The sequence below is a fragment of the Gracilibacillus salitolerans genome, assembly GCF_009650095.1.
GTDB lineage: Bacteria > Bacillota > Bacilli > Bacillales > Amphibacillaceae > Gracilibacillus > Gracilibacillus salitolerans.
This window is the reverse complement of record NZ_CP045915.1, coordinates 4,044,940-4,071,553: the sequence shown is the minus strand read 5'-3', so window position 1 is coordinate 4,071,553 and position 26,614 is coordinate 4,044,940. Positions and strand designations below refer to the sequence as shown.

Below are 26,614 nucleotides of genomic sequence, written 5' to 3'. Positions count from 1 at the left end.
TTTGGATGATAAGATAGAATGGCATCTGATTTGTCAGGAGGAGGTGGTGGTATGGATTGGAAAAAATGGCTATTCGTCTCAGCACCTCTATTTTTGTTGCTAATTAGCATTATTGTTTTGATTAATTTACATAAGTTGTTGGTGTTAGAACAGCAGCCGAAAAAAGCAGATGCTATTTTAGTATTAAGTGGTGGAAAAGGCGAACGAGAGGCAGAGGCAGCTAAGCTCTATCACGAAGGTTGGAGTGATTCCGTTATCGTCACCGGTGCGCTCATCGGTTGGGAAACTTACTCATCAGAGATTATGACGGAGCATCTGATTGAATTGGATGTGCCTGAAGACGCTATTTATTCGTTCAAAGAAGTGACCAGCACCAGAGAAGAAGCAGAACTGTCCCAACCGCTACTGCGCCAGCTAAACGTTGAGACTCTACTGATAGTGACTAATAAATATCACTCCGCACGGGCCAAATGGATCTTTCAAAAAACATTGAATGATGAAAATATCGAAGTAATCTCTGTCCCTGTTCGTGATGATATCTATGACAAGAATTGGTGGAAAGACCATGAATCAAGAAAGCACGGAGCAAGCGAAGTATTAAAATTCGTTTGGGAACTTTTTCGTCTATAGAACAAAAAAAGGGGAAGTGGCATATAAAGTGCTACTTCCCCCTCATATACTGTTCCATTTCTTCATCACACCTGCCAGCTACAACTAGACAGCAGTATAACACAAACATTATCAACGATAACACCCCTCCGACAATCCACCACCACATATCGCATGACCCTCTCTTTAGATGTACATATGCCGAGTTACACATATCATTTTTTACCAAAAAACAGTTGGATATACGTTAACGTTGTGCATATTGTTTTTATCATCAGTGCGTCTTGCGTTATAATATATTTCGACTATCGAAATAAAGGAGTCCTGCTTGTGGATCAATCACAAAAGAAAAAAGAGAAGATTTGGACGAAGGATTTTGCCCTGATTTGTATGGCAAATTTTTTTATATTTTTAGGGTTTCAGATGACGTTACCGACGATTCCGTTATTTGTTCAGCAATTGGGCGGCAGTGATGAGTTTATTGGAATTATTACAGGTATTTTTACATTTTCGGCATTACTTTTACGACCGACTGCCGGGCATGCGTTGGAAACTAGAGGAAGACAGTTTGTGTATATGATTGGTCTGGGCATTTTTGTGATTTCGATTGGTTCTTACGCGTTTATTACAAGTATTGTCTTTTTATTTATTATGCGTTGTGTCCAGGGGTTAGGATGGGGCTTTTCGACAACGGCTACAGGTACGATTGCGACAGATTTGATTCCGGTAAGCAGACGAGGGGAAGGAATGGGCTATTTTGGTCTGTCTGGTAATATTGCGCTTGCCTTCGGACCGGCTTTAGGGCTTACTTTATACGGTTATATTTCGTTTACTACATTGTTTTTGATTTGTTCAGCGTTAGGATTAGTAGCGTTATTATTGTCTAGTCAGATTAGATACAAGCCTGTTGATCCTGAAGCGAAAAAGGTGGTTACTCCAAGGTTTGATGTATTTGAGAAAAAGGCATTACGACCGTCGTTATTATTGTTTTTTATTACGACTTGTTTTGGCGGAATTGCTTCATTCCTTCCGTTATATACGGAGCAAGAAGGAATTGCAGGAATTGAGGCTTACTTTTTTGTTTTTGCGATTTTCTTAATGATTACGAGAACGTTTGCCGGACAACTGTATGATCGAAGAGGGCATATTGTCGTGTTTTTACCTGGGACGTTTTTGATTTTGATGGCTATGGTATTATTAGCATGGTTGCCAAATTCCTTTGTTCTGTTTGTAGCTGCTGCATTGTATGGCTTAGGATTTGGTACGGTACAGCCAGCGCTTCAAGCGTGGGCAGTAAATCAAGCACCTGATAATCGCAAAGGAATGGCGAATGCAACTTTCTTTTCCTTCTTTGATTTAGGTGTAGGGGTTGGTGCGATTGGCTTTGGCTTTATCGCATCCTCATTGGGTTACAGCTACATTTATCTTACAGGCGCCGTCTCAGCTATGATTTCGATTTTATTATATATATCATTGTTGATGAAAGATAAGAAGGTTCGGGAGCGAGAAGCGGTTTAAAATGGAGTAGGAGACAGGTAATAAAGATAATTCCATTTAGTGGAGGCATCAAGCTGTTGAGAGAGTATTTCTCAACAGCTATTTTTGTACTATCAGAAGATAAAATTTTATGGTTGATAGTATAAGAATACTAAAGCTTCCGCGAGAACCTGGCTATAAGCCAAGTTTTTCTAATGAAATAGCTCCCTATTATTCTATTAAATATACAAATGAACATTTTATAAGTGATATAAGAATAGAGTGTCATCTAATGATATATTTAACATATCATGTATGTTAGAGTTGTTTATTTTATAGAGTGAATAGCCTGTTTAAATGAAAAACTTTGGTGATTACTATTTTAACTACTAAAAAACTCTTTAAACCCTTGGTGAGAGAGTATTTTTTATTTTAATGCATATCTTTATTTATAAAAACATATAAATATATCATTGACAATATAAGTATACTATTTATAATAATTGGTAACGGTTACAAAAATAAATCAATAATGATATATCATTATTGGTGAGTTAGCTGTTATTAAATAACTGAAGGGAGGGGAAAGCAGGTTCACCGCTTATGTCTTATGAATATTCAGAAAAATGAGGGGGTAGTAAATATGAGTAATTCTATCTTTCATAAATTAATGTTTAGCTTCTGTTTAGTACTAGTAATGGTTTTAGCTGCTTGTTCATCAGATGATGAAGCTAGTGAGAGTGCTAGTGGGGAAAACACGGTGGAATTCTGGCATTCTATGACGGATACGGCAGGTGACGCAGTAGAACAGGTTATAGAAGAATTCGAAAAAGAATATCCAGATATCGATATTAAAGCCACGTATGTAGCAAATCAAGGTGAGGGTCAAAATGAAAAATTATTAACAGCTATCGCCGGTGGAAATCCTCCTGATGTCGCTTATTTTGACCGATTTGAAGTAGCTACATGGGCTGCTGAGGGATCGTTGGAATCACTAACAGATTTGGCAGAAGAAGCCGGGATAAGTAAAGATGATTATTATGATTTTGCGTGGGACGAACTTATTTATGAAGGAGATTTGTACGGAATTCCAACGACGACCGATTCACGATTGCTTTTCTATAATAGAGATCATTTCGAAGAAGTAGGTTTAGACCCAGAGAATCCACCTACAACAATTGATGAATTGGAAGAAGCTGCAGAAAAATTAACGATTAAAGACGGAAATCGGTTTGAAAGAATAGGTTTTATTCCATGGTTTGCTCAAGGTTCGTTCTATAGCTGGGGCTGGTCATTTGGTGGGGATTTCTATGATCCAGAAACAGGAGAAGTAACCGCTGATGATCCTAAGAATGTTGAAGCACTAGAGTGGATTACAGAGTTTGGTAAAAAATACGGTGTGGAAGATATTGCAGGTTTCACAGATTCTCAAGGTTCGGGTGCGATGGATCCCTTTGTATCAGGTCAGATTAGTATGAAAATTGATGGTAACTTTGGGGTAGCATCTCTAGAGAAATTTGCTCCTGATTTAAATTATGGAGTGACGCCAATTCCAACTCCGACTGGCGATAATTTCAAGACATGGTCTGGTGGCTGGTCGGTAGTGATACCGAAAGGTGCTAACAATCAGGATGGTGCTTGGGAATTCCTGAAGTTCTTTGGAAGTGAAGAAGGTCAGAAGATTTTCAGTGAAGGAAGTAGAGACTTCTCTGTAATTGATTCAGTAAATGAATCCTTAGGATATACCGATGATCCCATTTTTTCTGAGTTTATTAATATTTTGCCAGAATCTAATTCTCGTCCCGTAATGACAGCAGGTTCGCTATATTGGAATGCATTAGCGGATGCAGTGGAATCTTCAACACGTGAAAACGGTACGCCGAAAGAGAATTTAGAAGAGGTGACCCAGCGAGTTACAGAAGCTTTGGAAGAATAATCTGTAAAGGAGGAGATAACACTTCTCCTTTCTCTCTTAAATGAAGGAGGTAATCCGAATGAAAAAGATGGAACAATCTGATCAAGCTTTAGTAGAGGAAGGCATGGAAGCCTCCATAAAGAAGAAGTCTAAAATAAGTGGATCATCAATTAATGGCTGGTTATTTGCTTCGCCCTGGGTAATAGGTTTAATTCTATTTTATGCATTTCCACTCTTCTCCTCCATTTATTATAGTTTTACTACATATAGTATATTAAGCCCTGGTGAATTCATTGGCTTCAGTAACTATAAACAACTAATGGTTGATGGGATATTTTGGAAATCAATCTATAATACCGTTTACTTCGCCATTTTCTTTGTACCTTTAAGCATCATTATTGGGGTTGCATTAGCTATGCTGCTGAATATGAGAGTGAAAGGAATGGCGGTCTATCGTACCATTTTCTTTCTGCCAACCTTAGTCCCTCACGTGGCATTAGCAGTATTGTGGATGTGGCTATTAAATCCAGGATTTGGTTTAGTGAATGGCGTGTTAGACGCAATTGGGCTTACAGGGCCAAATTGGTTAGGAAGTGTAACATGGTCGAAGCCATCGTTAATTTTAATGTCCTTATGGGCGATTGGACAGCCTGTAATAATTTATTTAGCAGGGCTTGGAGACATTCCTCAAGAATTGTATGAAGCTGCTGATGTGGATGGTGCAAGCTGGTTGCAGAAAACTTTTAAAGTAACATTGCCATTGTTAACACCTGTTATTTTCTTTAATTTGGTAATGGGGGCAATCGGTGCTTTCCAACAATTTACCCTGCCATATACGATGACGCAGGGACAAGGAACCCCCGATAACTCATTGACCTTTTATGTTATGTATTTATATGACAATGCCTTCAAATATTCTAAGATGGGTTATGCGTCTGCAATGGCATGGATTCTCTTTATCGTTATCATGCTATTAACAGCAGTCATTTTCATTTCATCCAAACGTTGGGTACATTACCAAGGTAAATAAAAAGGAGGTAGTTAATAATGCAGCCAAAAGTCAAAAAAAATCTTTTGACAACATCTGCTCACATTGGTTTATTAATTGCTTCGGCATTTTTCTTGGTGCCGTTCTTGTGGATGGTGTCAACATCACTGAAGCCAGTGACACAAATCTTTACGTATCCGCCTGAATTTATACCAAATCCATTTCAATGGAGCAATTATATTGAGGCAACAGAATATATTCCGTTCTTTACCTATTTATCTAATACGGCGATTATTACTGTGTTAAGTACGATAGGGGTTATGTTATCCTGTCCTCTCGTAGCTTACAGCTTCGCTAAGCTAGAATGGACAGGCCGCAATACGATGTTTATTATCACTATTGCAGTGATGATGATTCCGATGCAAGTTACGATGATTCCGCTCTTTCTCTTGTTTAATAAGGTGGGCTGGGTAGGAACACCGTTACCATTAATTGTCCCTGCATTTTTCGGTGTACCATTCTCCATCTTTTTAATGAGACAATTTTTTATGGGCTTGCCCAACACATTGCGAGATGCGGCGAAAATTGATGGAGCTAGTGAATTCAGAATTTATTGGCAAATTATGCTTCCGCTTGCTAAGCCAGCTGTGTTAGCGGTTGGATTGTTTCAGTTTATGAATGTATGGACTGACTTTATCGGGCCATTACTTTATCTTACGGATGAATCACAATATACGTTGTCACTAGGTTTACAGCAATTCCAAAGTCAGAAAGGGACAGAATGGGGCTTAATGATGGCTGTGTCCACCATGATGACATTGCCGATTATTATCTTATTTTTCTTTATGCAACGTACATTTATTCAAGGGATTACTTTTAGCGGCATTAAATAAACTTGTTTCACAATAGGAGGTTTTTAAGATGAATTATTCAATTGGTATGCGTTTATCTCCAAATATTGGAGGAGAAGGTATGGAATATGTTGCCAAGTGGGCAGCGAGCATTGGTTTAGATGTGATCGATGTTCCGGAATGGAATCAAGATATAAAAAAAGTTCTAGATAAGTATGGGCTTAAAGTAGGATCGATTGATGGTCGAGGTGCAGTGGGTAACACAAAGCTATTAAGTCTAGATGCTGATAAAAGGAAACAAGCGGTTGCCGATTTAACAGAACAGATGTCAGAGGTTGCTGCCTTAGGTGGTAAAGTGATATTCATGTGCTTGATTCCAGAGGATAATAGCACACCGAGGTCAAAAAGTTTTGAATTATGGAAAGAAACGTTTCCTGAAGTTGTAGCACATGCAGAAAGAGAAGATCTCTATATCGCATTAGAAGGTTATCCTGGTCCGTCTCCATACTATCCAACTATCGGGTGCACCCCTGAGATACTAAGAGCGATGTTTCAAGCTATTCCTTCTAAACATTTTGGTTTGAATTATGATCCATCTCACTTAGTACGCTTAGGAATAGATTACATGCGCGTATTATCGGAATTCGGTGATCATATTAATTACTGTCATGGTAAAGACACAGAAATATTACAACAGGAATTATATGAATTCGGGACTTTACCAGCTACATTTGGAACAAATATTGATTTTTCAGAAGGGTCTTGGCGATATACGATACCAGGTCATGGAGAAGTGGACTGGGGCAAAGTAGCAATAGGTCTTGAAAAAATAGGTTACCAAGGGCCGATAAGTATCGAGTTAGAAGACCATAGATATTGGGGCTCACTCGCCTTAGAAAAACAAGGTATTATAAAAGCGAAGGAACATTTAGAGAGATATTTTAAATAAGATTGTACGCATTGGAAGTAAAATATTTATGGATCGAAATACGAGGAGTGTTATTATGACTAGTAAAGTTAGCATAGGAATTATAGGAAGTGGTGGAATTGCAGCTGCTCATGCGAGAGCTTATCTAAGTTTTCCAGATGTTGAAATTATTGGTGTTTCAGATATTATACCAGGCAAAGCCCAAAGCTTTATTGATCAGCTTGGTATAGAAGGTGCAGTAGCATGTGATAGTGTAAAAGATTTATTAGCTTTAGATATCGAAGCTGTAAGTGTTTGTACACCGAATGTCGCCCATCACTCTGCCTCCGTTGAGGCTCTGAATGCAGGAAAACACGTATTAGTTGAAAAGCCACTAGCTGTAACGTTAGATCAAGGTATTGATATGGTGAAAACAGCAAAAGTTAATGAGAAAATTTTAAGTGTAGGCTTCCAACCAAGATATGATCCTAATATGAAAGCGATAAAAGAATTAATCAATTCTGGTAAACTAGGTGATGTCTATTATATGCAAGCTGGCGGTGGTCGTCGCAGAGGAATGCCTGGCGGAACGTTTATTAACAAAGAATTAGCTGGAGCAGGTGCGATGGCGGATATTGGTTGTTATTCATTGGATTTAGTTTTGAATGCTTTAAATTATCCTAAGCCATTGACTGTATCTGCCTATACGTCTAATTTATTTGGAACGAATCCAGCTTATCACCCTGAAGCAGATAAGTTTGAAGTAGAAGACTTTGGTGTTGCGATGGTCCGTCTAGAAGGTGGTAAAGTATTGAATTTCAAAATCTCTTGGGCTATGCATATGGATTCTTTAGGACCAACCTTATTCCTTGGAACAGAGGCCGGTCTGAAATTGACGCCGGCAGGTAATGGTCCATGGAGCGGTGTCTGGGACGGTGGTATCGGATCAATTGAATTATTCCATGATCTAAATAATCATCATGTAGAGACATCCATTCCTGTTCAGGAGCACACTATTGATATTTTTAGAGAAAAAGTACGCGATTTCGTTACTGCAGTAAAAGAAGGAAAACCAGCACCGATTCCTGCAGAAGAGATCTTAGTCAATCAAGCCATTATTGATGGTATCTTGCGATCGTCAGATTTAGGAAGAGAAGTAGAGATTCATATACCAGAAATATAATCAATTGACTAAGGAAGTGATAACATGGAATTAGAAGGTCTGACAGGAAAAGCACATAAAGTTGCCAACTGGTTAATGATGATCGTTATCACTAATTTGCTATGGTTTTTATTTAATATGCCAATCGCTTATTTAGGTTTTATGTTATTACTCGTTGATAATCTGATAGAAGTTATTGCATTTACCATATACATCCTTATTTTAGCACCATTGCTGTTTTTTCCAGCGACTACAGCAATGTTTGCAGTATTGCGGTATAAAATAATGTTTTCGGAAGATGATGCAAGCATTTTTAAGCTTTTTATTAAGAATTGGAAAGCCAATTTTGTTAGAAGTATGCTTGGAGGAAGCATTTTTACACTTCTATGGGTTATATTAGTGGTTGATTATTTCTTTTTCGTAAATCATGTAAATGAGAACTTTATGTATTTATTTATGTTGATTGGCTTTTTTCTTATTGTTATGACTTTGCATTTCTTTTCTGTGACAGTACATGTTCATTCGAAGCTTTTTCAAGCTATGAAAAATGCCATGATCATAAGTTTGGTTCATCCATTATTAACACTTATTATTGGCATCGTCAGTTTAATTGTTATTTATTGCAGCTTTCAAGTAACTACATTCTTGATTCCGTTTTTCCTTGGGTCGCTCATAGCGTATATCGCTTTTTATGGCTTTTATCGCTTCTTCACAAAAATAATGGATACAATGCCAATAACATCTGAAAAAGGTTAACTAGTTAACAGCTGGTTAACCTTTTTCTTTTGTACAAAAGAGGAATGAATGATTTATGGCGACTTGTTATTTTTGATATAATCGTATATTAATAGGATAAAGTACATCGTTGAACTTGAGGTGATAAGAATGCAAGCATTGTATGAGCAAGTGTATGAATCTCTGAAACATGATATTCTTTCTATGAAATATAAGATAGGTGAAAAGTTACCTTCTGAGAAAGAGATAGCAGATGATTTTTCAGTGAGTCGTATAACTAGTAAAAAGGCACTAGAAAAGTTAGTTCAGGAAGGGCATGTATATCGGCAAAGAGGCAAAGGAACGTTTGTATTGAACAACAGTCAAATATCCGTAAATGTTGAACAAAATAATCAAACTAAGCCTGTGTTCGGCTTAATTGTACCAAGGTTTGCCGAAAGCTATGGTACAGGGATTATTGAAGCAATCGAAGAAGAGGCAGATGGGAAGTGTTTCATAATGCTGAAGCGTTCACTTGGTATACCAGAACGTGAAGAGAAAGCGATCAAGGAAATGCTGGCGTATGGTGTCGATGGACTGATCGTATTTCCTGCCAAATCCGAGCACTATAGCTTGGAAATTTTGAAAATGATTGTGAATAAATTCCCATTTGTATTAATAGATCGTAGTTTTAAAGGTATTGCCGCTCCATCAGTATCCACGGACAATTTTACCGCTGCTAAGAAAGGCATTAAATATTTATTTGATAGCGGTCATGAACAAATAGGTATACTTATCCCGGAAGACTTTGAAATTACAACCATTGAAGAACGACTAAATGGAATTGTTAGTGCCTTCGCGGAAAATAAGGTTAGTGTAAATAAAGCGTACTGGTGTGACACCATCAGAAGAGATTCCACTACGGAAAAAAGAGATATTGAATTGATTAAACAGTATTTAATTGATAATCCTGACTTAACCGCATTAATGGCATTAGAATATAAAATTGCCATCTTAGCGAAAATTGCAGTGGAACAGCTTGATAAAAATGTGCCCGAAGATATTTCGATCCTATCCTTTGACAGCCCAACTGTAACTACAATGGATTGGCGCTTTACTCACTTAAAGCAGAATGAGGAGGAAATTGGCAGACGATCTATTCAAAAGCTATTAAAAATGCGTGAGAACGGTTTAGATTCGGATAAAGAACAGATCAAAGCTACCTTCCATGAAGGGAACTCTACTAAGCCGATTGTTAGTGTCATTACTTCAGAGTTATAAAGATTATAGTAGAAAAGGAGATAGCTAATGTATGATTCATATTAATCGTTATTTTAATGTATTTCTTAAGCGCTTAATATTACCTTGTTTGATACAAATGGGGAAAACTACAATATACAATTGTCATTTGCAGAGCAGTATACGGACCAAAAAGGCACATTTCTCTATACGCGGTCAAAAATACTATGTCTACACGTAATGTTTTAGAATACAATTCTGCAGAAATGTATATGGATGATTTATGTATGGGTACTTGGAATAAGGATTTTAAAAAGAGATAGGTCATCCTAACCTTTTTAGAAGATGGCGATTTCGTTGTGAAATACTCATAGACTATTGTGGGGATTTTGCATACTTACTTTTTTTCAGCTTCTCACAAGTAATAAATATCAACGCCTCACTCTTAAAAAAAGTGAGGCGTTTCAACTAATACAACAATCCATCCCTATACATGCAAGGAATCTAATTTATTTCGATTTGGATATGCCTTTACCTTTATTTCTGGCGCTTTCCTAGCGCATCCGACTAATGTCATTTTCTCTTTTGCTAGTTCTTTTGCTACTTCTTTTGCTTTGGATAGATACTTTCTAGGATCTAATGAATCTGGTGTTTCAGAAAAGTGTTCCTTTATTGCTTCTGAGTAAGCGTTTTTTAATTCTGTTGATACGTTCATTTTTGCCATTCCTAATGATATGCATTGTTTTACATCCTCTGCTGGAATAGCAGATCCACCATGCAGAACGAGCGGTTCATCGATAAGGTTGGCGATTTCTTTAATTCGCTCAAAGTCTATATCCGGATCACCGCTGTAAATACCATGTGCAGTGCCGATTGCTGGGGCTAATGTTGGTACGCCGGTTCGTTCGATAAATTCCTTGCATTCAGCAGGTACTGCTTTTTCCGCATCTTTATCGGAAACAATAATATTATCTTCTACGCCACCAACTTTTCCTAATTCTGCTTCTACATTTACATCAATATATTTAGCAATATTCATTACTTGATTTGTAAGACGTACATTTTCTTCAAATGGATGCATCGAAGCATCAATCATGATAGATGTGTAACCTGCGCGAATGCACTTGATTATTACATCTAAATCAGTACAATGATCTAAGTGGAGTGCCATTGGAATATCATATTTTTCAGATGCAGCATGTGCTGTTTTCACAATGCTGTCTGGACCTAAATTTTGAACTGTCCCAACCGTTGTTTGAATAATAACTGGTGCATCTATCTCAGCTGCCGCTTCTGCAACCGAATAAAGCATATCGAAAGAGTGAACATTAAAGGCAACAATGCCATAACCGGATTCTCTAGCTTCTTGTAACATTGGTGTAGATGATACGAGTGTCATATGATTCTCCCCCTAGGTAAAATTTTATTACGACGTTAACCGTCCGTAATTTATGCGAAAGCTCCTGCTAGCTCTTCCATTACGGTGTCTGCATCTTTAGCATTTGCTAGTGCTTCCCGTTTTTCTTCATAAATTAACATTCTCGAAATAGATGCAAGTGCTTGAATATGAGTAGTACCTGCTTCTTGTTTTGGAATTAATAGAGCGATAAAGAAGATAGCTGGTTTTCCATCTAAAGCATCCCATTACACTCCTTCTTTAGAAGATACAACGACAATAGCAGGCCGTTTAATCGCATCAACTTGTGCATGTGGAATGGCAAATCCATCTTGAAAGCCTGTTGTACTTTCATTTTCACGCGTTAGTAATCCATTCACAACCTCGTTGGAATCTGTAGCAATGCCTTGACTAATGGCAATAGTTGCGATTTCTTCAAAAACCTCTTCCTGTGTTGTCAGCTGTTGTTTTAATTTAATTTGGTTAATATCAAGCAATTTGTTGTCCATCATTTTCCCCACCTTTAGTTTTTTGATCTTTTAAATAAGCACGTTTTTTATAAAAACCATATATAACTGCCCCAACCAGGGAACCGATTAATATTGCAATGATCCATAGTATAGCTCCTGTAACAACTGGTAATACGAGGAATCCACCGTGTGGAGCTGGTACTTCGATGTTCATCATATACGTCAAAATAGCGGATACAGATGAACCGATCATTAATATAGGAATCACGACAATAGGGTTTTTCGCTGCAAACGGGATGGCGCCTTCTGTAATGTGAGTGGATCCAAGAATAAAGTTAACCCCACCGGCATTACGCTCTGCCTGATTAAAATATTTTTTGAAAAATACCGTTGCAAATGCTGTAATAAGTGGTGGTGTAATACAAGCTGCAGAAACACCGGCCATAAAGTAGTAGTTCCCCTCTCCAAGTAAAGCAGTACCCGTTACGTAGGCAGCTTTATTGACTGGGCCACCCATATCAAAGGCACTCATGGCACCAACAATTACGCCAAGTAAAATAGGATTTGCATTTTGGAAACTACTTAAGAAAGACATCATGCCTTCATTTATTGCTGTCATTGGCTCTACCAATAAAGTCATGATTACACCGACTAATAAGATGCCGATTAAAGGATATAAAAATATCGATTTAAGTCCGTTTAGTGATTTTGGCATTCTTTCTAGTAATTTACCTAGCAATACAATAATGAAACCACCAAGGAAACCAGCGGCAATACCTCCTAAGAATCCGGCTCCGCCATTGCTTGCAATTAAACCACCGATAAAACCAACTACCATACCGGGTCTCTTAGCAATAGACTCTGCAATAAATGCTGCCAGAATTGGCACCATCATTTGAAAACCAAGACCCCCAATATCATTTAGCGTTGCAGCAATAGGACTATAGCTTTCGTGATCTGGATCAGCGGAATGTATACCAAATAAAAATGATAGTGCAATCAGAACCCCACCACCTACAACAAATGGAAGCATGTGGGAAACACCATTCATTAGATGTTTGTAAATGGAATGTGCGATGTTATTACCGCCTTTGTTTGATGCGCTTTCATCTTCCTCAGTGGTATCACTCTTCTTCGCTTTGTATACCGTTGCTTTCCCGTCAATGATTGTTTGAATTAATTTCTCCGCTTCATGGATTCCTTTCGCAACAGATACTTCCACTGTTGGCTTTCCATGGAAACGATAGGCATAGACATCTTTATCTGCAGCAATAATGACTCCATCAGCTTCGGCAATGTCTTCTTTGGAAAGCTCATTTTCAACTCCAACTTGCCCATGTGTTTCTACTTTAATCTCCACCCCAAGCTTCTTTGCTGCTTTCTTTAGGGATTCTTCTGCCATAAAAGTATGCGCAATACCTGTCGGGCAACCTGTTGTTGCAACAATTTTAATATTAGCCATAAAAACTCTCCTCCTTTAATGTTTCTATTAGAATATCTGATATAAGTGCCTGAATATGTGAAAGGCTACAAAGACCTTTACTAAAAGCTGTGGCTGCTCCTGCAGCAGAAGCATAGATTAAAGCATCTTCTACTGATTCATTTAGTTCTAACTTTCCGATAAAAGTACTTAGCATAGCATCACCTGCACAAGCAGTGTTCACTACTTCTCCTTTAGCTGAGCTTACTTTCACAATACGTTGAGGAGAGGAATAAATAGCTCCTTTTTCCCCTCTGGAAACAAGTACTTGCTGAGCGCCCATTTTCAAAAGCGTATTATTAAGCTCCATGATTTTCTCTTCAGTGAGCTCTGCTGGTGACAGTTGAAAAAGGGAGGCAAGCTCATCATCATTTGGTTTAATTAGTAACGGTTTATATTTCAAGCACTCTAGTAAAACATGTGAACTAATATCTAAAATCAGTTTGATATTTTTTTGATGACATATTTTAGCTATCTCGATATAAAAATCATCTTTGATACCTCTAGGCAAACTACCTGAAACACAGAGTGTGCAGTTAGTAGGTATTCGCCGAATTTCTTCGAGCATTTCTACTATTTTTGAGTGTGGAACAAGTGGTCCTTTATTGACAATTTTGTATTCTTTGTCAGCATTAGCGAATACATTTATTCTAGTAATTCCTTTTACATAAATCATGGAAGTGTTAATGGACATCTCCTTTAATTCTTGTTCGATAAATTCTCCTGAAAATCCCCCGATAAAGCCCATGGCTGTATTGGTAATTCCTAGTTTGCTTAGCATAATAGATATATTAATTGCCTTACCATTTGGCTGATAGTCTTCTTCATATGTTCGATTTACAACACTAGGTTTTAATTGGTCTAATCCAACATAAAGGTCGATAGCTGGATTTGGTGTCAGTGTATAAATCATGTCCCCACCTGCCTTGTTTTTCTATTTGCCTTCATTATGGCATAGAAAATAGCGTAAATGTTTTCAGATTATGTAAAGGTTTTCGTTCGATGAAAAAAAGAAAAACTTGGCGTATAGCCAAGTTTTAAAGCATTCGTATTGCGTAGGCATCTAATAATATTCGCGAGATAACACTTAGAGGAAGGCGGGAGCGTACTTCGTAATCAGGGAAATAGGATTGGGTTCCCTTGTACCCGACAAATGTCATTTCCGACATTTGTCCCAGGCTTGATTCCATTCTCGTAGTGAGTGTGATCGTAGTGATTTGCCTAATATTTAAGTTTTTACAAGCTTCGACCAGTTCCTCTGTTTCCCCATTTAATGAAACAAAAATAGCTATTTCATTTGGTTGTATATTTCTTGATTTTATTCTAATGATATTAGGATCGTTATGTACTTCGCAATTTTTTCCCATTAACTGTAGCTTGATTGTCATTTCTTTAGCAATCATTTCAGAGAAACCGCGCCCAAACACAAAAATTTTCTCCGCATCATCCATTTTTTGGACAGCGTCTTCTATTTGGCCGATACTTTGTAATTGAATGGTTTTGATAACTTCATGCTCATTCTTTTGAATGGCTTGCTTAATCTTTTGGTCAATGTTTTCCATTTCATTATTTTCATCTGAAAGCTTCACTTTTTCTTTTAGACTATACTTAAATGAAGTATACCCGTCATATCCAATTTTCTTCATTAACCTTACGATAGTGGCAGTGGATACATTAGCATGTTCACTTAGTTTGACAATTGACATAGACGAAATCTCATCTAAATGATTGTGAATATATTCTAGTAAATACTTTTCCGTTTCGCTTAACGTTTTGTAAGTGTTCGCAGGAATATCAAATAATATGTTGCTCATGAGAGAGCCCCCTTTAATCTAAGCTTTTGATTCTATCTTAACCAAGATTTACGTAGAACACTACCTGAAGTGTTCTACGTAAATGGTGACGCCAACTTTAAATCCATCAACTTTGTTTACTCTTTACTAGATTTCCGATAAAAGGATGGTGGGACGCCTTCCATATTCTTAAATGATCGACTAAACGCATGAATAGAGTTAAAACCAAATCGTTCTGCAATCTCGTTGATTGAGAGCTCAGAATACTGAATGAGTTCCTTTGCTTTTTCTATTCGAATTTGTAAGTGATACTTAATAGGAGTCACTCTGTATGTCATTTTAAATAAACGGACTAAGTGATACTTACTAATATTTGCTACTTTCTCCAGTTCTTCAAGCGTTACCTCTCTGGCATGATGGTGGTTTATGTAGGCTTTTACATGTTGAATTTCTTCCCAATATTTTTGAATTTGGGTGTTTTTTTGCCAATGAATCTCACGTTGTATGTACCCCCATAATTGTGAAAATAACCCTTGGATCGTAACCTCATAATAAGGTAGCTTTTGATCAAATTCATTAATGATATCGAATAATAGATTTTCAATAATGATCGGATTTTTCAAACGAATAACAGGTGATATATCTATATTAACCTGCTTCGTTATATCCTCTCTAAACCACGAATTCTCTTTTGGAGTCATTTCATGCATTTTCTTAAAGGATACTTTGACATCCTTACTATCTTCTCTATGAAAAAAATCAAAGTGAATGTGTGGCTGATAAATAGTGTTTTCATTAATGGACTTTAACATATGATGTTGCATAGGTTTTAGAAAAATAATATCACCTGGAACACAATGATAGGAATTATCCTCAACTGCGAGAAGGATTTCTCCTTCTTTTAAAAATATTAACTCATAATCAAAAATGGACCGGTTTATATAAAAGGGAGGCTTAATTTTACTATCCATTGCCACTCGAATATATGGTGTTAAGTTTTTGAATTCCACGCCAGCACCTCATTCTGATATGCAATTTCTGTTAATCATTAAAAATTGCAAGAACTGTATAAATCTATTATAACTTTATACATATATACAATGGAAGTTTAATAATAAAGCAATATATGTTAACAAATTGCAAATTTATGCTAAATACAAATTGTGTAAGCGTTCTATAATGGGGTTAGTAAACAAAAAACATCATAGTAAAGGAGAGGTAAAGTTGAAACAATTTGATGGATTAGGAATGGGATTACATAATATCTCCCTGCTTTCATCAGCCAAAAGTCGTTCCATAAGTGCTGAGAACTTTACAGGGGAAAAGGGGAAAGGAGGTATGGCCACAGAAGGTACGGGTCAAGAAGCTGCCAGAGATTTAGGGGTGGGTTGGAAAGTATCGCCCTCTGTTTCTATTCCTGCAGAAAGTGAGTTTGTACTTGCGGGTATCGATGGACCTGGAGCGATACAACATATATGGATGACTTGTGATTCAGTATTTTATAGGAGCCTCATTATCAAAATATATTGGGATGATGAGGAAGAGCCTTCTGTTTTAGTTCCAATTGGTGATTTCTTCTGTAACGGTTGGGGGAAGCGGGTCAATGTTACATCTGAACCAATTGTAGTTGCTCCATCAGGAGGATTTAATAGCTACTGGGAGATGCCTTTTCGAAAGGCTGCTAAAGTCGTGATAGAAAATATCGGCACTGATGACTCTATTCTTTACTACCAAATTGATTATGTTTTAACAAATGTTCCAGATCATGCTGCTTACTTCCATGCTCAATGGAGAAGGACGAATCCTGTGAAATATAAAGACGTTTATACCATCCTTGATGGTGTAAAAGGTCAAGGTCACTATGTAGGCACTTATTTAGCATGGCAAGTGAACAATAATGGTTGGTGGGGTGAAGGAGAGATCAAGTTTTACATGGATGGTGATCAAGAATACCCGACCATTTGCGGCACTGGTACAGAAGATTATTTTGGCGGTGCATGGAATTGGGAACAACCTAAAGGTGAATATAACACATATTCGACCAATTATCTTGGAATGCACCAAGTTATCAAACCAGATGGGTTATATAATGCTCAACAACGATTCGGAATGTACCGTTGGCATGTGAAGGATCCTATTAGATTTGAGAAAGACTTAAAGGTGACGATTCAAGCATTAGGGTGGCGTTCCAAAGGAAGATACTTACCGTTGCAAGATGATATTGCATCTGTTAGTTATTGGTATCAGGCAGAGCCACATGCTAGCTTCCCTAAATTACCAAGTTTAGATGAACTCGAAAGTATATAATTTCTTTTTGGGGCCAGGTCATAATGCTTTTATTACTGATGACAAGGGAACGGATAGGAACAAAGTTAGCCAATGCAAGAAAAACTTGTCTTTCGCCTGTACTTGGCGATAAGATAAGTTTTTCTTTATGGTCATAGAGCTTGTTTAATTGACGTTCCCCTTTGAATTTGTCCTCTTCGCGACTATTACTTTTATTTCACGCTATCTTAACCAAAATTCAGTTAATAATAAAATGGCGCAAATGAACAAGAAAAAAATTCTTTTATTTATGAAAAATGGCTAGGATAAAACGAATGCATTTTGAGAAAACAATTTAAATTATTATAGAAAGTTATGAGTTATAAAAAATATAAAATGTGTATATCGTTTCTTTCAACTTTTTGCTATTCGTAAAAGTTGGCGCAATCGGCTATGAAGGCATTTAAAAGTTGCTTTACTATATAACTAACCAATTCGTTGGAGGTGAAGCATAAAAGTAAAGTATTTCATGATGAAAGGTTGATTAAGATGCTAAAGGTTGCTGTCGTAGGGGTTAACAAAATTGGTAAGCTTCACTGCCAATATTATCACCTTCATCCTGACACGAAACTTGTAGCAGTTTGTGATCTGGTTGAAGAACGTGCTCAATTGATGGCAGATAAATATGATGCAACATGCTATACAGACTTAGATAAAATGCTTGATTCAGAAGAGATAGATATTGTTAGTATTGCCACTGCAGGTGAAGAAAATGGCAGCCATCATTATCTTCCGGTTATGACTGCAATAGAAGCAGGAAAAGATGTATTAGTGGAAAAGCCAATATCCAACGATATAATGGAAGCACGTGAAATGGTGCAATTTGCTGCACAACAGAAAGTACGATTCGTATCTAACTTAAACCATAGATTTGTACCTGCAGCCAGTAAAGGAAAGGAATTAATAGAAGAAGGTAGCTTAGGATCGTTATTATTCCTAAATATGAAATTAACCATTCAAAATCCAAAGGACATGACGAAGTGGTTCCATATGCGGGCACTGCATCCACATTCTATTGATGTTATGCGATATTTTGGTGGTAACATACGCCGTGTTCAATCCTTTATGACGAAGGCACCAAAAAGAAATACCTGGTCTACTGTTTCTATTAATATGGAATTTGCTTCAGGGGCTGTTGGTCATTTAACGGGGAGTTATGATATGTCTAGACTTCACCCGATTGAGTATTGTGAAGTCGCTGGAAATAGAGGGCGTTTTGAAATTGATAATGTCTATGAAAGATTTACTTTTTTTCCGCATGAAAGAGATGAGCTGCTTGCTCAGCGTAATTCTATTTTATCGGGTGTCGGGAGTTTTCATGATACTTTTGCTAATCGTTTTGCTGATTTTATTCGTCAGATTAAGGGCAGGGTACCACCTGAGCAAATGAATGCTTCTGGTGAGGATGCTCTTGCTGTACAGGAAGTGATCGAGGCAGCTATTCGATCCCACCAAAACAATGGCGCAGTTATGGAAGTTCCACAAATTAAAAACCACACTATCCATTGATTCTTCCACGACAGTAGCTATCCTTGAAAAAACTTCAAATGTTTCAACTCACAAAATGAAAGCGATTACAACATTCGACAAAAGACGTTTTTGAAAGAGGGTTGATATCAAAAAAAGGGGAGGAAAAAAATCATGGGTCAGGTTAAATTAAATATCCTCACACTGTTAGCTAGTTTGTTTTTATTTATTCTTCTTGTGGGCTGTAGCAGTTCTAATGAAGAAACAACATCTAATGAAGAGAATACAGACAATACTTCAACTGAAGACACAGAAAGTAGCGATGATGATGAACTGACAGAGATCACCTTATTAATGGGTGAAGCTGATGATACTCTAGGCTTTAGATCAGTAATAGAGGCGATGGAAGAAGACATCGGTATTAAAACAAAGATTGAATTACGGCCAGGTGGACCTGAAGGGGAAAATATTGTAAAGACACGTCTTGCAACTGGTGAAATGTCAGATATTTTGTTATTCAATTCGGGATCCTTATTGATGGCACTTAATCCAGAAAAATACTTTGTCGATTTATCGGATGAACCGTTTGTTGATAGAATGATGGATTCCTATAAAGAGGTTGTTAGTTCTGATGAAAAAGTATATGGAATTCCAGAAGGTTCGAGTCAAGTTGGTGGCTGGTTATATAACAAACGAGTATATGAAGAGCTGGATTTAGAAGTTCCGAAAACATGGGATGAATTGATGGAAAATAACGAGATCATTAAAGAAGCGGGTAAGGTAGCAGTCATTGGTACTTATGGGGAAATTTGGACATCCCAGCTTCCAATTCTTGCTGATTTCTATAACGTGCAAGCAGAGGCACCAAACTTTGCTGAAGAATATACAGCTGGAGAGGCAAAATTCGCCAATACTCCACAAGCACAAAGAGGATTTGAACGAATTCAGGAACTTCATGAACGTGGCTTTATGAATGAAGATTATACTGTTGCCGAGTACGGGCAGGGTAGACAAATGTTAGCAGAAGGTGAAGGAGTTCATTACCCAATGTTGACCCAAGTATTAGAGAATATTAATGAAGATTTCCCTGAGCTAGTAAATGATATCGGCATTTTTCCTCAGCCAAGTGATGACCCGGATATTAATGGACATACGGTTTGGATGCCTAATGCGTATTTGATTAACAAAGAGTCAGATAAGGTAGAGGCAGCGAAGAAATGGATGGAATACTTCATATCAGATAAAGCGATTCAGCTTTACGAAGAAAATTCTAAAAGTATTGGTCCTTATGTTATCGAAGGGGTTGAATTGCCTGAAGACTCTTATACAGCAGTAAAAGACTTAGTACCTTATTTTGAGTCAGATAATGTTGCACCGGCTTTAGAGTTTGTTTCTCCCATAAAAGGACCTAACTTACCTCAGATCTGTACATCGGTTGGAAGTGGACAAATGACAGCAGCAGAAGCGGCTAAAATGTACGATGATGACGTAGAGAAGCAAGCGAAGCAACTGGGGCTCGATTGGGACTAATACAATAGGCTGTCTTGAAAGTTCAGCGAGTCTGGCTTTTAAGATAGCTCCATTTTCCTTAAGAAAGGAGATGACATAAGATGAACAGTTCGACCAAAAAGATGTACCCTTTAGCTTTTTTGATCCCTGCAGCATTGGTGTATTGTACATTTTTCTTGTTCCCGACATCAATGGCGTTCTTTTATAGTATGACTTGGTGGACATTAGATGATTGGGAATTTATTGGATTCGACAACTTTGTTCAGTTTTTTCAAGAACCGTCACTAAGGATTGGGTTTCGAAATACCTTAATTTATGCTTTTACTACCATGGGTGGAAAAGTTGTACTAGGGTTATTTCTTGCCGTGTTTCTCTGTTCAAAGATTAGAAATAAGGATTTTCTAAGATCCATTGTATTTTTCCCAGCGCTACTAAGTACGATTGCTGTAGGGTATACCTTTAGCGCGTTAATGCACCCAACGAATGGGATCATTAATAAAGCCTTAGCCTTAGTGGGTATTGCAGGACCAAATTGGCTAGGTGATGCAAAAATAGCTTTGTTATCTGTTGCAATGACTGATATATGGAAAGGGGTTGGAATTGCTACCGTAATTTTTATTGCGGGAATTATGGCGATACCTGGCCATTATTATGAGGCGCTCAAAATAGATGGCGGGAATGCATTTCAATCGTTTCTTCATATTACGTTACCACTTTCACGGCCAGCATTTAATACCGTTGTTATCCTAGCGTTAATCGGCGGTCTACGAACTTTTGATTTAGTATGGGCAATGACTGGTGGAGGACCAGGATTCAGCTCAGACCTTTTAGCATCGATTGTATATAAGCAATATGCAAGTGGGTTTTTTGGCTTGGCAACAGCCGGTAATGTCTTATTGTTTTTGTTTGTTGGTCTTATTGCTTTCCCAATCTTTAAACTTTTAAATAGGAAAGAGGTGGACCTATGAGTACGAAACAAGAAGGTGTTATGGAGGAAACATCGATACAAATTCAAACAAAGAAAAAAGTTTCAAAGAAATGGTTTGCATTCGAGTCTTTAGCCGTTTTGCTTGCCACTATCTTTTTTGGAGTTCCATTTTATTTTGTCATCATTAACTCTCTGAAGGATAGCACAGGTGCAGCAGAACTAAGCTTGGCATGGCCAGAATCATTTCAATTTTTAGCGAATTATAAAGAAGTTCTTATGCTGAACGATGGAATTGTATGGAGAGCATTTTTGAACAGCTCTATCATAACAATATCATCTATTACCATCATTATTTTGATTTGTTCCATGGCTGGATTTATTCTTTCGCGCAGGCAAGGAATGGCTAAAAGACTTAATTACGTTATTCTAATGGGGCTGATGATTCCACCGACAATAGTACCTACCATTTGGGTGTTACAAAAACTGGGATTATTCAAAACATTTCCCGGCATCATCTTTCTTGAATCTGCGTTGCACTTTTCGTTTGCCTGTTTGTTGTATACAGCCTTTGTCGCTACGATTCCGCGAGAACTTGACGAAGCAGCACTAATGGATGGATGTGGGCCATTTCAATTGTTCTTTAAAATTATCTTCCCTTTATTAAAACCAGTCACTTCAACAGTTATCGTATTGTCGTCGATTCAAATCTATAATGACTTTGAAAACATGTTGTACTTCTTTCCCGGAGCGGATAATGCTACGGTACAGCTTACCCTGTATAATTTCACAGGAATTTATGGAACGTCCTATCACTTGTTGTTTGCCGACGTGCTATTAATTTCGATTCCGCCACTCATTTTATTTATTTTCTTTAATAAAAAAATTGTGGATGGTATGACAGCTGGGGCAGTAAAAGGATAAGAAGATGTCTTGAATAGCCTACCTGAAGGCGGGATGAACCATGCAAGCATCTTTTTTAACCTATATGATTTAATTATACGCGAGATGGTCTATATTTAGCGTTTAATTAAATAAACTGAAGGAGGAAGAAAAATGAAATTAGGCGTTAACTCTGTTCTTTTCAGCGGTTATGATTTAGCAACAGCCATCCAATACATCAAATTTACCGGCTATGACGGTATAGAATTATCATCCATTGTTGGAATGGTGGAACATCTGACAGACACAGCAAGTGAACCTGAACTTTCGGAAATACGAAAAATGGTAGAGGAGGCCGAACTTGACTTTTATTGTGTGGAAGCGGCCACTAATATACTCGTTCCAGAGAATCGTGAACGAACCAAAAGAGTTTTTGAACGCGCTGCTAAGTTAGGTATTCCGATGGTTACGACAGGAAGTGCCGGAAAATCCGATGATGAAGAGAGTACAGAGGCTTCCATTCGAGCAATTGAAGAATTAGCACAAGCTGCTAGTGATGTTGGTATACGCTATGCATTAAAACTACATTATGGGCAAAGTATTTACAATACGAAAACGGCTCTTAGACTAATGGAAGAAGTAAAACACCCAGCATTGGGACTGAATTTTGATGCGACACACGTTGGGCGTGTAGGAGATGATCCTGTCGCAGCAATTGGATCCCTTTCGGAACATATTATTCATTCTCACATCCGTGACACATTTATCGAACAATTAAAGATTGCTGCTCCTGAATTTCAAACGGCTGGAAGAGGAACCGTCCCTCTAAAAGAAGTGGTCGATAAAATGGTTGAAATAGATTATGAAGGTGCCACAGTGCTTGAGATTATTGGGGCAAAAGACTATGCCTTACCAGAGGTTACTGCAATTGCGGCGGAAAGTCGTGGTTATTTAAGTCGTTTATTTGAAGAGGCGAAGGAAAAGAGGGAGGAATTACAGTGCTAAAAGTGGCGGTTGTTGGCGTTGGCAATATCGGGAAAATTCATTGCCGGTATTATAATGAAAATCCAAATGTGGAATTAGTAGCGGCTTGTGACTTAATTGAAGAGCGTGCTCAGACAATAGCTGATCATTACGGAGCACAAGCTTATCAGGACATGGGAACAATGCTTGAGAATGAAGAGGTTGATATTGTTAGTATCGCAACAGCAGGGAAAGAAAATGGTAGTGATCATTATAGGCCTGCAGTGATGGCAATTGAAGCGGGAAAAGATGTGTTAGTGGAAAAGCCGATTTCCAATAATATAGAAGAGGCTAGATCGATGGTTCGGCTTGCTGCTAAAAATAATGTGCGATTAGTAAGTAATTTAAATCACCGCTTTGTTCCGGCTGCTTACAAAGGAAAAGAATTAATTGAGAAAGGTGATTTAGGTACGTTGCTTTTCTTAAATATGAAATTAACGATTCAAAATCCAAATGAAACGAGTCCATGGTTCCATTTACGAGCACTTCATCCTCATTCTGTTGATGTCATGCGTTATTTTGCTGGAGATATCAAACGTGTGCAAGCATTTATGACCAAAGCACCAGGAAGAAGTATTTGGTCGACAGCCTCTATTAACCTAGAATTTGCTTCAGGAGCTGTTGGTCATTTGACTGGTAGTTACGACATGGCTGGACGTCATCCAATTGAGTACTGTGAAGTCGCAGGCAACAGGGGGCGATTTGTGATCGATAATGTCTATGAAAATTTTACTTTCTATCCACATGATAGCGACGAGTTGTTAGTTCTTCGTAATTCGATCATGACTGGAGTTGGGAGCTTTCAAGAAACGTTTAAAAATAGGTTGGACCATTTTGTTAAACAAGTACAAGATGGGGTGGAGCCAGACGAAATGGAAGCCTCTGGTGCGCATGCTTTAGCAGGACAGGAAGTGATTGAAGCAGCTATTCAATCCCAAATGGCTAACGGAGCAGTAATAGAAGTACCGAAGACAGATAAGGAGATCTTGTTATGATAGGTACTTCACAAGAGGTGTTTGCTTTGTCATAGAAAACAAGTAAAGAAAGGGAGGACTGTATGAAACCGCTGAAATTTCACAAATATTTGGAATAAAGGAGCGGAATGTGAAGTGAAAATTAAAAGCAGTCTGTATATGAAGGAAAAGGAATTTCCATTTTGGATTGATCACAAAGTTCATACAGCTCATAACACGCCACCCATACATGCGCATGATTTTATTGAATTAGTCTATGTAACAGAAGGGGAAGCAGAACACCTTTTTGAAGGAAAGCATTATCCATTGTCAAAAGGCGATGTTTTTATCATTAATCCTGGAGAAGTCCACACGTATAAAGTAAATCCAGGTAATGAATTGGGAATCGTTAATTGTCTGTTTATGCCAAGTTTATTTGATGAAGCGTGGCTTCGTGGATTGGGGATCTCTGAATCTATGGACTATTTCTATGTTCACCCATTTTTAGAGAAATGCGAGCGATTTCACCGTTGCTTAAAATTAAGAGGACAAGAAGCAGAAGATATGCTTGATAAATTAGAGGAGCTTTCAGATGAATTTGAAAGTAAGCGGAATGGTTATTCCCCGTTGATTCGTTTACAACTAGTTCAACTGCTCATCTTATTATCTAGAATTTATGTGAGGCGTAACGTTACGACGGAACAATTAAATGTCAAAGCACATGAAAGAAAAATGTTTATTCAACGGATTTGCGGTTATTTGGAAAGACACTATGACCAGAAGATAACGATAGCTAATTTAGCAGAATTATTCAGTATTAGCACACGTCATTTGAATAGGATTTTTAAGGCAGAGACAGGAAAAACCGTGATTGAGTTTATCCATCACATACGGATCACGAGGGCAATGAAATTATTAACTGAGACAAACGAAAAGGTGATAACCATTGCCATGGATGTAGGCTATGATGATCCAGCATTTTTTACACGATTATTTACTCGAAAGGTCGGTTGCTCACCAGGGAAATATCGTGAAGAAAGTAATGTAGAGACTTTGGAGAGTGAAGTTTCTGGTTGTTAAAGAGGTTGTTCACGCACGTAAATAAACGAAACTTTTATAGGGAGGATTTCCATGAAGAAACAACCAAATGTTATTGTTTTTGGTATCGATAGCTTAAGACGCGATTATATGAGTAGTTACGGGTATCACCGATTAACTACTCCTCATATGGATAAAATCGCAAGTCAAGGAGTGTTATTTGAAAATCATTTTAGTCCAAGTATCCCGACTACACCAGCTTATGCATCCATGCTGACAGGTATGGACTGTTTTGGGACAGATGTGGTAGCACTACGGCATCAAGGTGGCTTAGGAAATCATCTCAAAACATTGCCAGAAATATTAGCTGAGCATGATTATAATACGACTTGTGTGGGTTTTTCTAATAACCCTTCTTCAAGAGGATTCCAAAAATACTTAGATTACGAAGCATGGCAACCAGATGAAACAGGAAAGTGTCCAAAAGCAGATAATTTGAACGAGGTTGCCATTCCTGAGTTGAAGCGATTGAATGAAGCAGACAAACCTTTCTTTCTATTTTTAAGACATATGGATCCGCATTCTCCATATCTCCCACCAAAACCATTTGAACGAATTTTCTATGATGGAGATGAAAAAGATCCAGCAAACAAATCAATGGAATCAGTGTATCATTTCAAACCACATGCAGACTTTTTTAAGTCATGGATTCCTGAAGGAGTTACCGATCAGCGCTATGTCTGTGCGCAATATGAAGGTGCTATAGCGTATATGGATGCATGTATTCAAAATATATTTGCAACCGTTGAAGAGCTTGGAATCGAAGAGGAAACGTTAATTGTTTTGACCTCTGATCATGGGGAAACCTTATATGAGCATGAATGCTATTTTGACCATCATGGTATGTATGACAATTGTTTAGTTGTACCACTCATTCTAAAATTTCCAGGAGAATTGCCTGAGGGTAAACGCATTACAGATACTACGGTGATACAAGATGTGACACCGACCATTTTAGAATTATTAGGAATCGAAACAGATATAGCATTTAATGGACAGAGTATAGTTCGTCCTTTGAAGGGTGAGAAATTGGCTTCTGTATCAGAGTTTTATATAACAGAATGTACTTGGATGAGGAAGCATGGGTGGCGTACCTCCGAATGGAAGCTGATTCAAGCATTAGAACCGGATTTTCATTTTAAACCAGAGATAGAATTATATAACTTAGTGAAGGATCCTGAGGAAAATCACAATGTAGCAAGCCAGGAGCCTGAGGTAGTGAATCTATTACAGCAACGAATGGAAGATTATATTGCGAAGCGTGAAGCGGAGACAGGAAGAATAAATCCAATGTACACGAATATTCATTATCACGGATTAAAAGAAGGACCGTTGAAATCTTCTCAAGAAGCCTATGATAAGTTATATCTTGGCTCGATTTCGAATGCTAGAAAAATCCAAGCCAAATAAGGACCTGCCGAGTGGGTAGGTC

Annotated in this window: 23 protein-coding genes and 1 pseudogene; 18 read left to right on the top strand and 6 right to left on the bottom strand. The window is 37.8% G+C overall.

The features are described from left to right. Positions 1 to 51 precede the first annotated feature (51 nt). From GI584_RS19305 to GI584_RS19265, 9 genes are all read left to right on the top strand, one after another. Positions 52 to 630, top strand: coding sequence for a YdcF family protein (locus tag GI584_RS19305; RefSeq protein ID WP_100362415.1), 579 nt, complete (start codon positions 52 to 54; stop codon positions 628 to 630). A 369-nt stretch (positions 631 to 999) separates the two neighbouring features. Continuing rightward, on the top strand, positions 1,000 to 2,127 hold the full coding sequence (locus GI584_RS19300) for an MFS transporter (RefSeq protein WP_228552442.1): 1,128 nt from the start codon (positions 1,000 to 1,002) through the stop codon (positions 2,125 to 2,127). Positions 2,128 to 2,728: 601 nt separating this feature from the next. Further along, the gene (locus GI584_RS19295) at positions 2,729 to 4,021 is read left to right on the top strand and encodes an ABC transporter substrate-binding protein (protein WP_153792257.1); all 1,293 of its coding nucleotides are present in this window, start codon (positions 2,729 to 2,731) and stop codon (positions 4,019 to 4,021) included. A gap of 58 nt (positions 4,022 to 4,079) precedes the next feature. Further along, positions 4,080 to 5,030 carry a carbohydrate ABC transporter permease gene (locus GI584_RS19290; RefSeq protein ID WP_153792256.1) on the top strand — a complete coding sequence of 317 codons (951 nt, stop codon included), beginning with the start codon at positions 4,080 to 4,082 and terminating at the stop codon, positions 5,028 to 5,030. A gap of 17 nt (positions 5,031 to 5,047) precedes the next feature. Next, positions 5,048 to 5,881 carry a carbohydrate ABC transporter permease gene (locus GI584_RS19285; RefSeq protein ID WP_100359185.1) on the top strand — a complete coding sequence of 278 codons (834 nt, stop codon included), beginning with the start codon at positions 5,048 to 5,050 and terminating at the stop codon, positions 5,879 to 5,881. A 28-nt stretch (positions 5,882 to 5,909) separates the two neighbouring features. Next, positions 5,910 to 6,788: a sugar phosphate isomerase/epimerase family protein gene (locus GI584_RS19280; protein ID WP_153792255.1), complete on the top strand. Its 879-nt coding sequence runs from the start codon at positions 5,910 to 5,912 to the stop codon at positions 6,786 to 6,788. A 55-nt stretch (positions 6,789 to 6,843) separates the two neighbouring features. Beyond that, positions 6,844 to 7,929 carry a Gfo/Idh/MocA family protein gene (locus GI584_RS19275; protein ID WP_153792254.1) on the top strand — a complete coding sequence of 362 codons (1,086 nt, stop codon included), beginning with the start codon at positions 6,844 to 6,846 and terminating at the stop codon, positions 7,927 to 7,929. Between the two features lie 24 nt (positions 7,930 to 7,953). Next, entirely contained in the window at positions 7,954 to 8,664 is a 711-nt protein-coding gene (locus GI584_RS19270) for a YesL family protein (protein ID WP_153792253.1), read from the top strand. A gap of 129 nt (positions 8,665 to 8,793) precedes the next feature. Then, entirely contained in the window at positions 8,794 to 9,903 is a 1,110-nt protein-coding gene (locus GI584_RS19265; protein ID WP_100359190.1) for a GntR family transcriptional regulator, read from the top strand. A 445-nt stretch (positions 9,904 to 10,348) separates the two neighbouring features. Here the strand turns inward: GI584_RS19265 and GI584_RS19260 are convergent, their stop codons facing one another. From GI584_RS19260 to GI584_RS19235, 6 genes and pseudogenes are all read right to left on the bottom strand, one after another. After that, the gene (locus tag GI584_RS19260; protein ID WP_153792252.1) at positions 10,349 to 11,260 is read right to left on the bottom strand and encodes a class II fructose-bisphosphate aldolase; all 912 of its coding nucleotides are present in this window, start codon (positions 11,258 to 11,260) and stop codon (positions 10,349 to 10,351) included. Positions 11,261 to 11,310: 50 nt separating this feature from the next. Further along, a pseudogene (locus tag GI584_RS19255) lies at positions 11,311 to 11,766 on the bottom strand (PTS sugar transporter subunit IIA). Beyond that, positions 11,747 to 13,189 (bottom strand): PTS fructose transporter subunit IIC, encoded by a 1,443-nt coding sequence (locus tag GI584_RS19250; RefSeq protein ID WP_153792251.1) that lies wholly within the window; start codon positions 13,187 to 13,189, stop codon positions 11,747 to 11,749. The pseudogene GI584_RS19255 and the gene GI584_RS19250 overlap by 20 nt, the downstream one beginning before the upstream one ends. Continuing rightward, a complete protein-coding gene (gene pfkB, locus GI584_RS19245; protein ID WP_100359193.1) occupies positions 13,182 to 14,120 on the bottom strand; it encodes a 1-phosphofructokinase in 939 nt (312 codons plus the stop codon). The genes GI584_RS19250 and pfkB overlap by 8 nt, the downstream gene beginning before the upstream one ends. A gap of 124 nt (positions 14,121 to 14,244) precedes the next feature. Further along, positions 14,245 to 15,021, bottom strand: a complete 777-nt coding sequence (locus tag GI584_RS19240) for a MurR/RpiR family transcriptional regulator (protein WP_153792250.1) — start codon at positions 15,019 to 15,021, stop codon at positions 14,245 to 14,247. Between the two features lie 116 nt (positions 15,022 to 15,137). Next, positions 15,138 to 16,010 (bottom strand): helix-turn-helix domain-containing protein, encoded by an 873-nt coding sequence (locus GI584_RS19235; protein WP_153792249.1) that lies wholly within the window; start codon positions 16,008 to 16,010, stop codon positions 15,138 to 15,140. Between the two features lie 214 nt (positions 16,011 to 16,224). On the opposite strand from GI584_RS19235, the gene GI584_RS19230 reads away from it, so the two are divergent. The 9 genes from GI584_RS19230 to GI584_RS19190 all read left to right on the top strand — a co-directional run bounded on the left by GI584_RS19230 (position 16,225) and on the right by GI584_RS19190 (position 26,592). Continuing rightward, positions 16,225 to 17,307, top strand: coding sequence for a glycoside hydrolase family 172 protein (locus GI584_RS19230; protein ID WP_153792248.1), 1,083 nt, complete (start codon positions 16,225 to 16,227; stop codon positions 17,305 to 17,307). 507 nt (positions 17,308 to 17,814) lie between these two features. Beyond that, on the top strand, positions 17,815 to 18,834 hold the full coding sequence (locus GI584_RS19225; protein WP_153793024.1) for a Gfo/Idh/MocA family protein: 1,020 nt from the start codon (positions 17,815 to 17,817) through the stop codon (positions 18,832 to 18,834). Positions 18,835 to 18,966: 132 nt separating this feature from the next. Next, a complete protein-coding gene (locus GI584_RS19220; protein WP_153792247.1) occupies positions 18,967 to 20,322 on the top strand; it encodes an ABC transporter substrate-binding protein in 1,356 nt (451 codons plus the stop codon). 80 nt (positions 20,323 to 20,402) lie between these two features. Continuing rightward, positions 20,403 to 21,269 carry a carbohydrate ABC transporter permease gene (locus GI584_RS19215; protein ID WP_153792246.1) on the top strand — a complete coding sequence of 289 codons (867 nt, stop codon included), beginning with the start codon at positions 20,403 to 20,405 and terminating at the stop codon, positions 21,267 to 21,269. Then, positions 21,266 to 22,150 carry a carbohydrate ABC transporter permease gene (locus tag GI584_RS19210; protein ID WP_228552279.1) on the top strand — a complete coding sequence of 295 codons (885 nt, stop codon included), beginning with the start codon at positions 21,266 to 21,268 and terminating at the stop codon, positions 22,148 to 22,150. The genes GI584_RS19215 and GI584_RS19210 overlap by 4 nt, the downstream gene beginning before the upstream one ends. 132 nt (positions 22,151 to 22,282) lie before the next feature. After that, entirely contained in the window at positions 22,283 to 23,113 is an 831-nt protein-coding gene (locus tag GI584_RS19205) for a sugar phosphate isomerase/epimerase family protein (RefSeq protein ID WP_100359200.1), read from the top strand. Beyond that, positions 23,107 to 24,126, top strand: coding sequence for a Gfo/Idh/MocA family protein (locus tag GI584_RS19200; RefSeq protein ID WP_153792245.1), 1,020 nt, complete (start codon positions 23,107 to 23,109; stop codon positions 24,124 to 24,126). Before GI584_RS19205 ends, GI584_RS19200 begins: the two co-directional genes overlap by 7 nt. Before the next feature lie 114 nt (positions 24,127 to 24,240). Further along, positions 24,241 to 25,164, top strand: coding sequence for an AraC family transcriptional regulator (locus GI584_RS19195; protein ID WP_100359202.1), 924 nt, complete (start codon positions 24,241 to 24,243; stop codon positions 25,162 to 25,164). A 51-nt stretch (positions 25,165 to 25,215) separates the two neighbouring features. Continuing rightward, positions 25,216 to 26,592: a sulfatase family protein gene (locus GI584_RS19190; RefSeq protein ID WP_100359203.1), complete on the top strand. Its 1,377-nt coding sequence runs from the start codon at positions 25,216 to 25,218 to the stop codon at positions 26,590 to 26,592. The last annotated feature ends 22 nt before the right edge of the window (positions 26,593 to 26,614 follow it).

Coding starts and splice junctions, on each gene's coding strand:
- GI584_RS19205 (WP_100359200.1), top strand. CDS start 22,283: ATGAAATTAGGCGTTAACTCTGTTCTTTTCAGCGGTTATGATTTAGCA.
- GI584_RS19190 (WP_100359203.1), top strand. CDS start 25,216: ATGAAGAAACAACCAAATGTTATTGTTTTTGGTATCGATAGCTTAAGA.
- GI584_RS19275 (WP_153792254.1), top strand. CDS start 6,844: ATGACTAGTAAAGTTAGCATAGGAATTATAGGAAGTGGTGGAATTGCA.
- GI584_RS19305 (WP_100362415.1), top strand. CDS start 52: ATGGATTGGAAAAAATGGCTATTCGTCTCAGCACCTCTATTTTTGTTG.
- GI584_RS19265 (WP_100359190.1), top strand. CDS start 8,794: ATGCAAGCATTGTATGAGCAAGTGTATGAATCTCTGAAACATGATATT.
- GI584_RS19270 (WP_153792253.1), top strand. CDS start 7,954: ATGGAATTAGAAGGTCTGACAGGAAAAGCACATAAAGTTGCCAACTGG.
- GI584_RS19295 (WP_153792257.1), top strand. CDS start 2,729: ATGAGTAATTCTATCTTTCATAAATTAATGTTTAGCTTCTGTTTAGTA.
- GI584_RS19300 (WP_228552442.1), top strand. CDS start 1,000: ATGGCAAATTTTTTTATATTTTTAGGGTTTCAGATGACGTTACCGACG.
- GI584_RS19280 (WP_153792255.1), top strand. CDS start 5,910: ATGAATTATTCAATTGGTATGCGTTTATCTCCAAATATTGGAGGAGAA.
- GI584_RS19250 (WP_153792251.1), bottom strand. CDS start 13,189: ATGGCTAATATTAAAATTGTTGCAACAACAGGTTGCCCGACAGGTATT.
- GI584_RS19285 (WP_100359185.1), top strand. CDS start 5,048: ATGCAGCCAAAAGTCAAAAAAAATCTTTTGACAACATCTGCTCACATT.
- GI584_RS19220 (WP_153792247.1), top strand. CDS start 18,967: ATGGGTCAGGTTAAATTAAATATCCTCACACTGTTAGCTAGTTTGTTT.
- GI584_RS19210 (WP_228552279.1), top strand. CDS start 21,266: ATGAGTACGAAACAAGAAGGTGTTATGGAGGAAACATCGATACAAATT.
- GI584_RS19225 (WP_153793024.1), top strand. CDS start 17,815: ATGCTAAAGGTTGCTGTCGTAGGGGTTAACAAAATTGGTAAGCTTCAC.
- GI584_RS19290 (WP_153792256.1), top strand. CDS start 4,080: ATGAAAAAGATGGAACAATCTGATCAAGCTTTAGTAGAGGAAGGCATG.
- pfkB (WP_100359193.1), bottom strand. CDS start 14,120: ATGATTTATACACTGACACCAAATCCAGCTATCGACCTTTATGTTGGA.
- GI584_RS19215 (WP_153792246.1), top strand. CDS start 20,403: ATGAACAGTTCGACCAAAAAGATGTACCCTTTAGCTTTTTTGATCCCT.
- GI584_RS19240 (WP_153792250.1), bottom strand. CDS start 15,021: ATGAGCAACATATTATTTGATATTCCTGCGAACACTTACAAAACGTTA.
- GI584_RS19260 (WP_153792252.1), bottom strand. CDS start 11,260: ATGACACTCGTATCATCTACACCAATGTTACAAGAAGCTAGAGAATCC.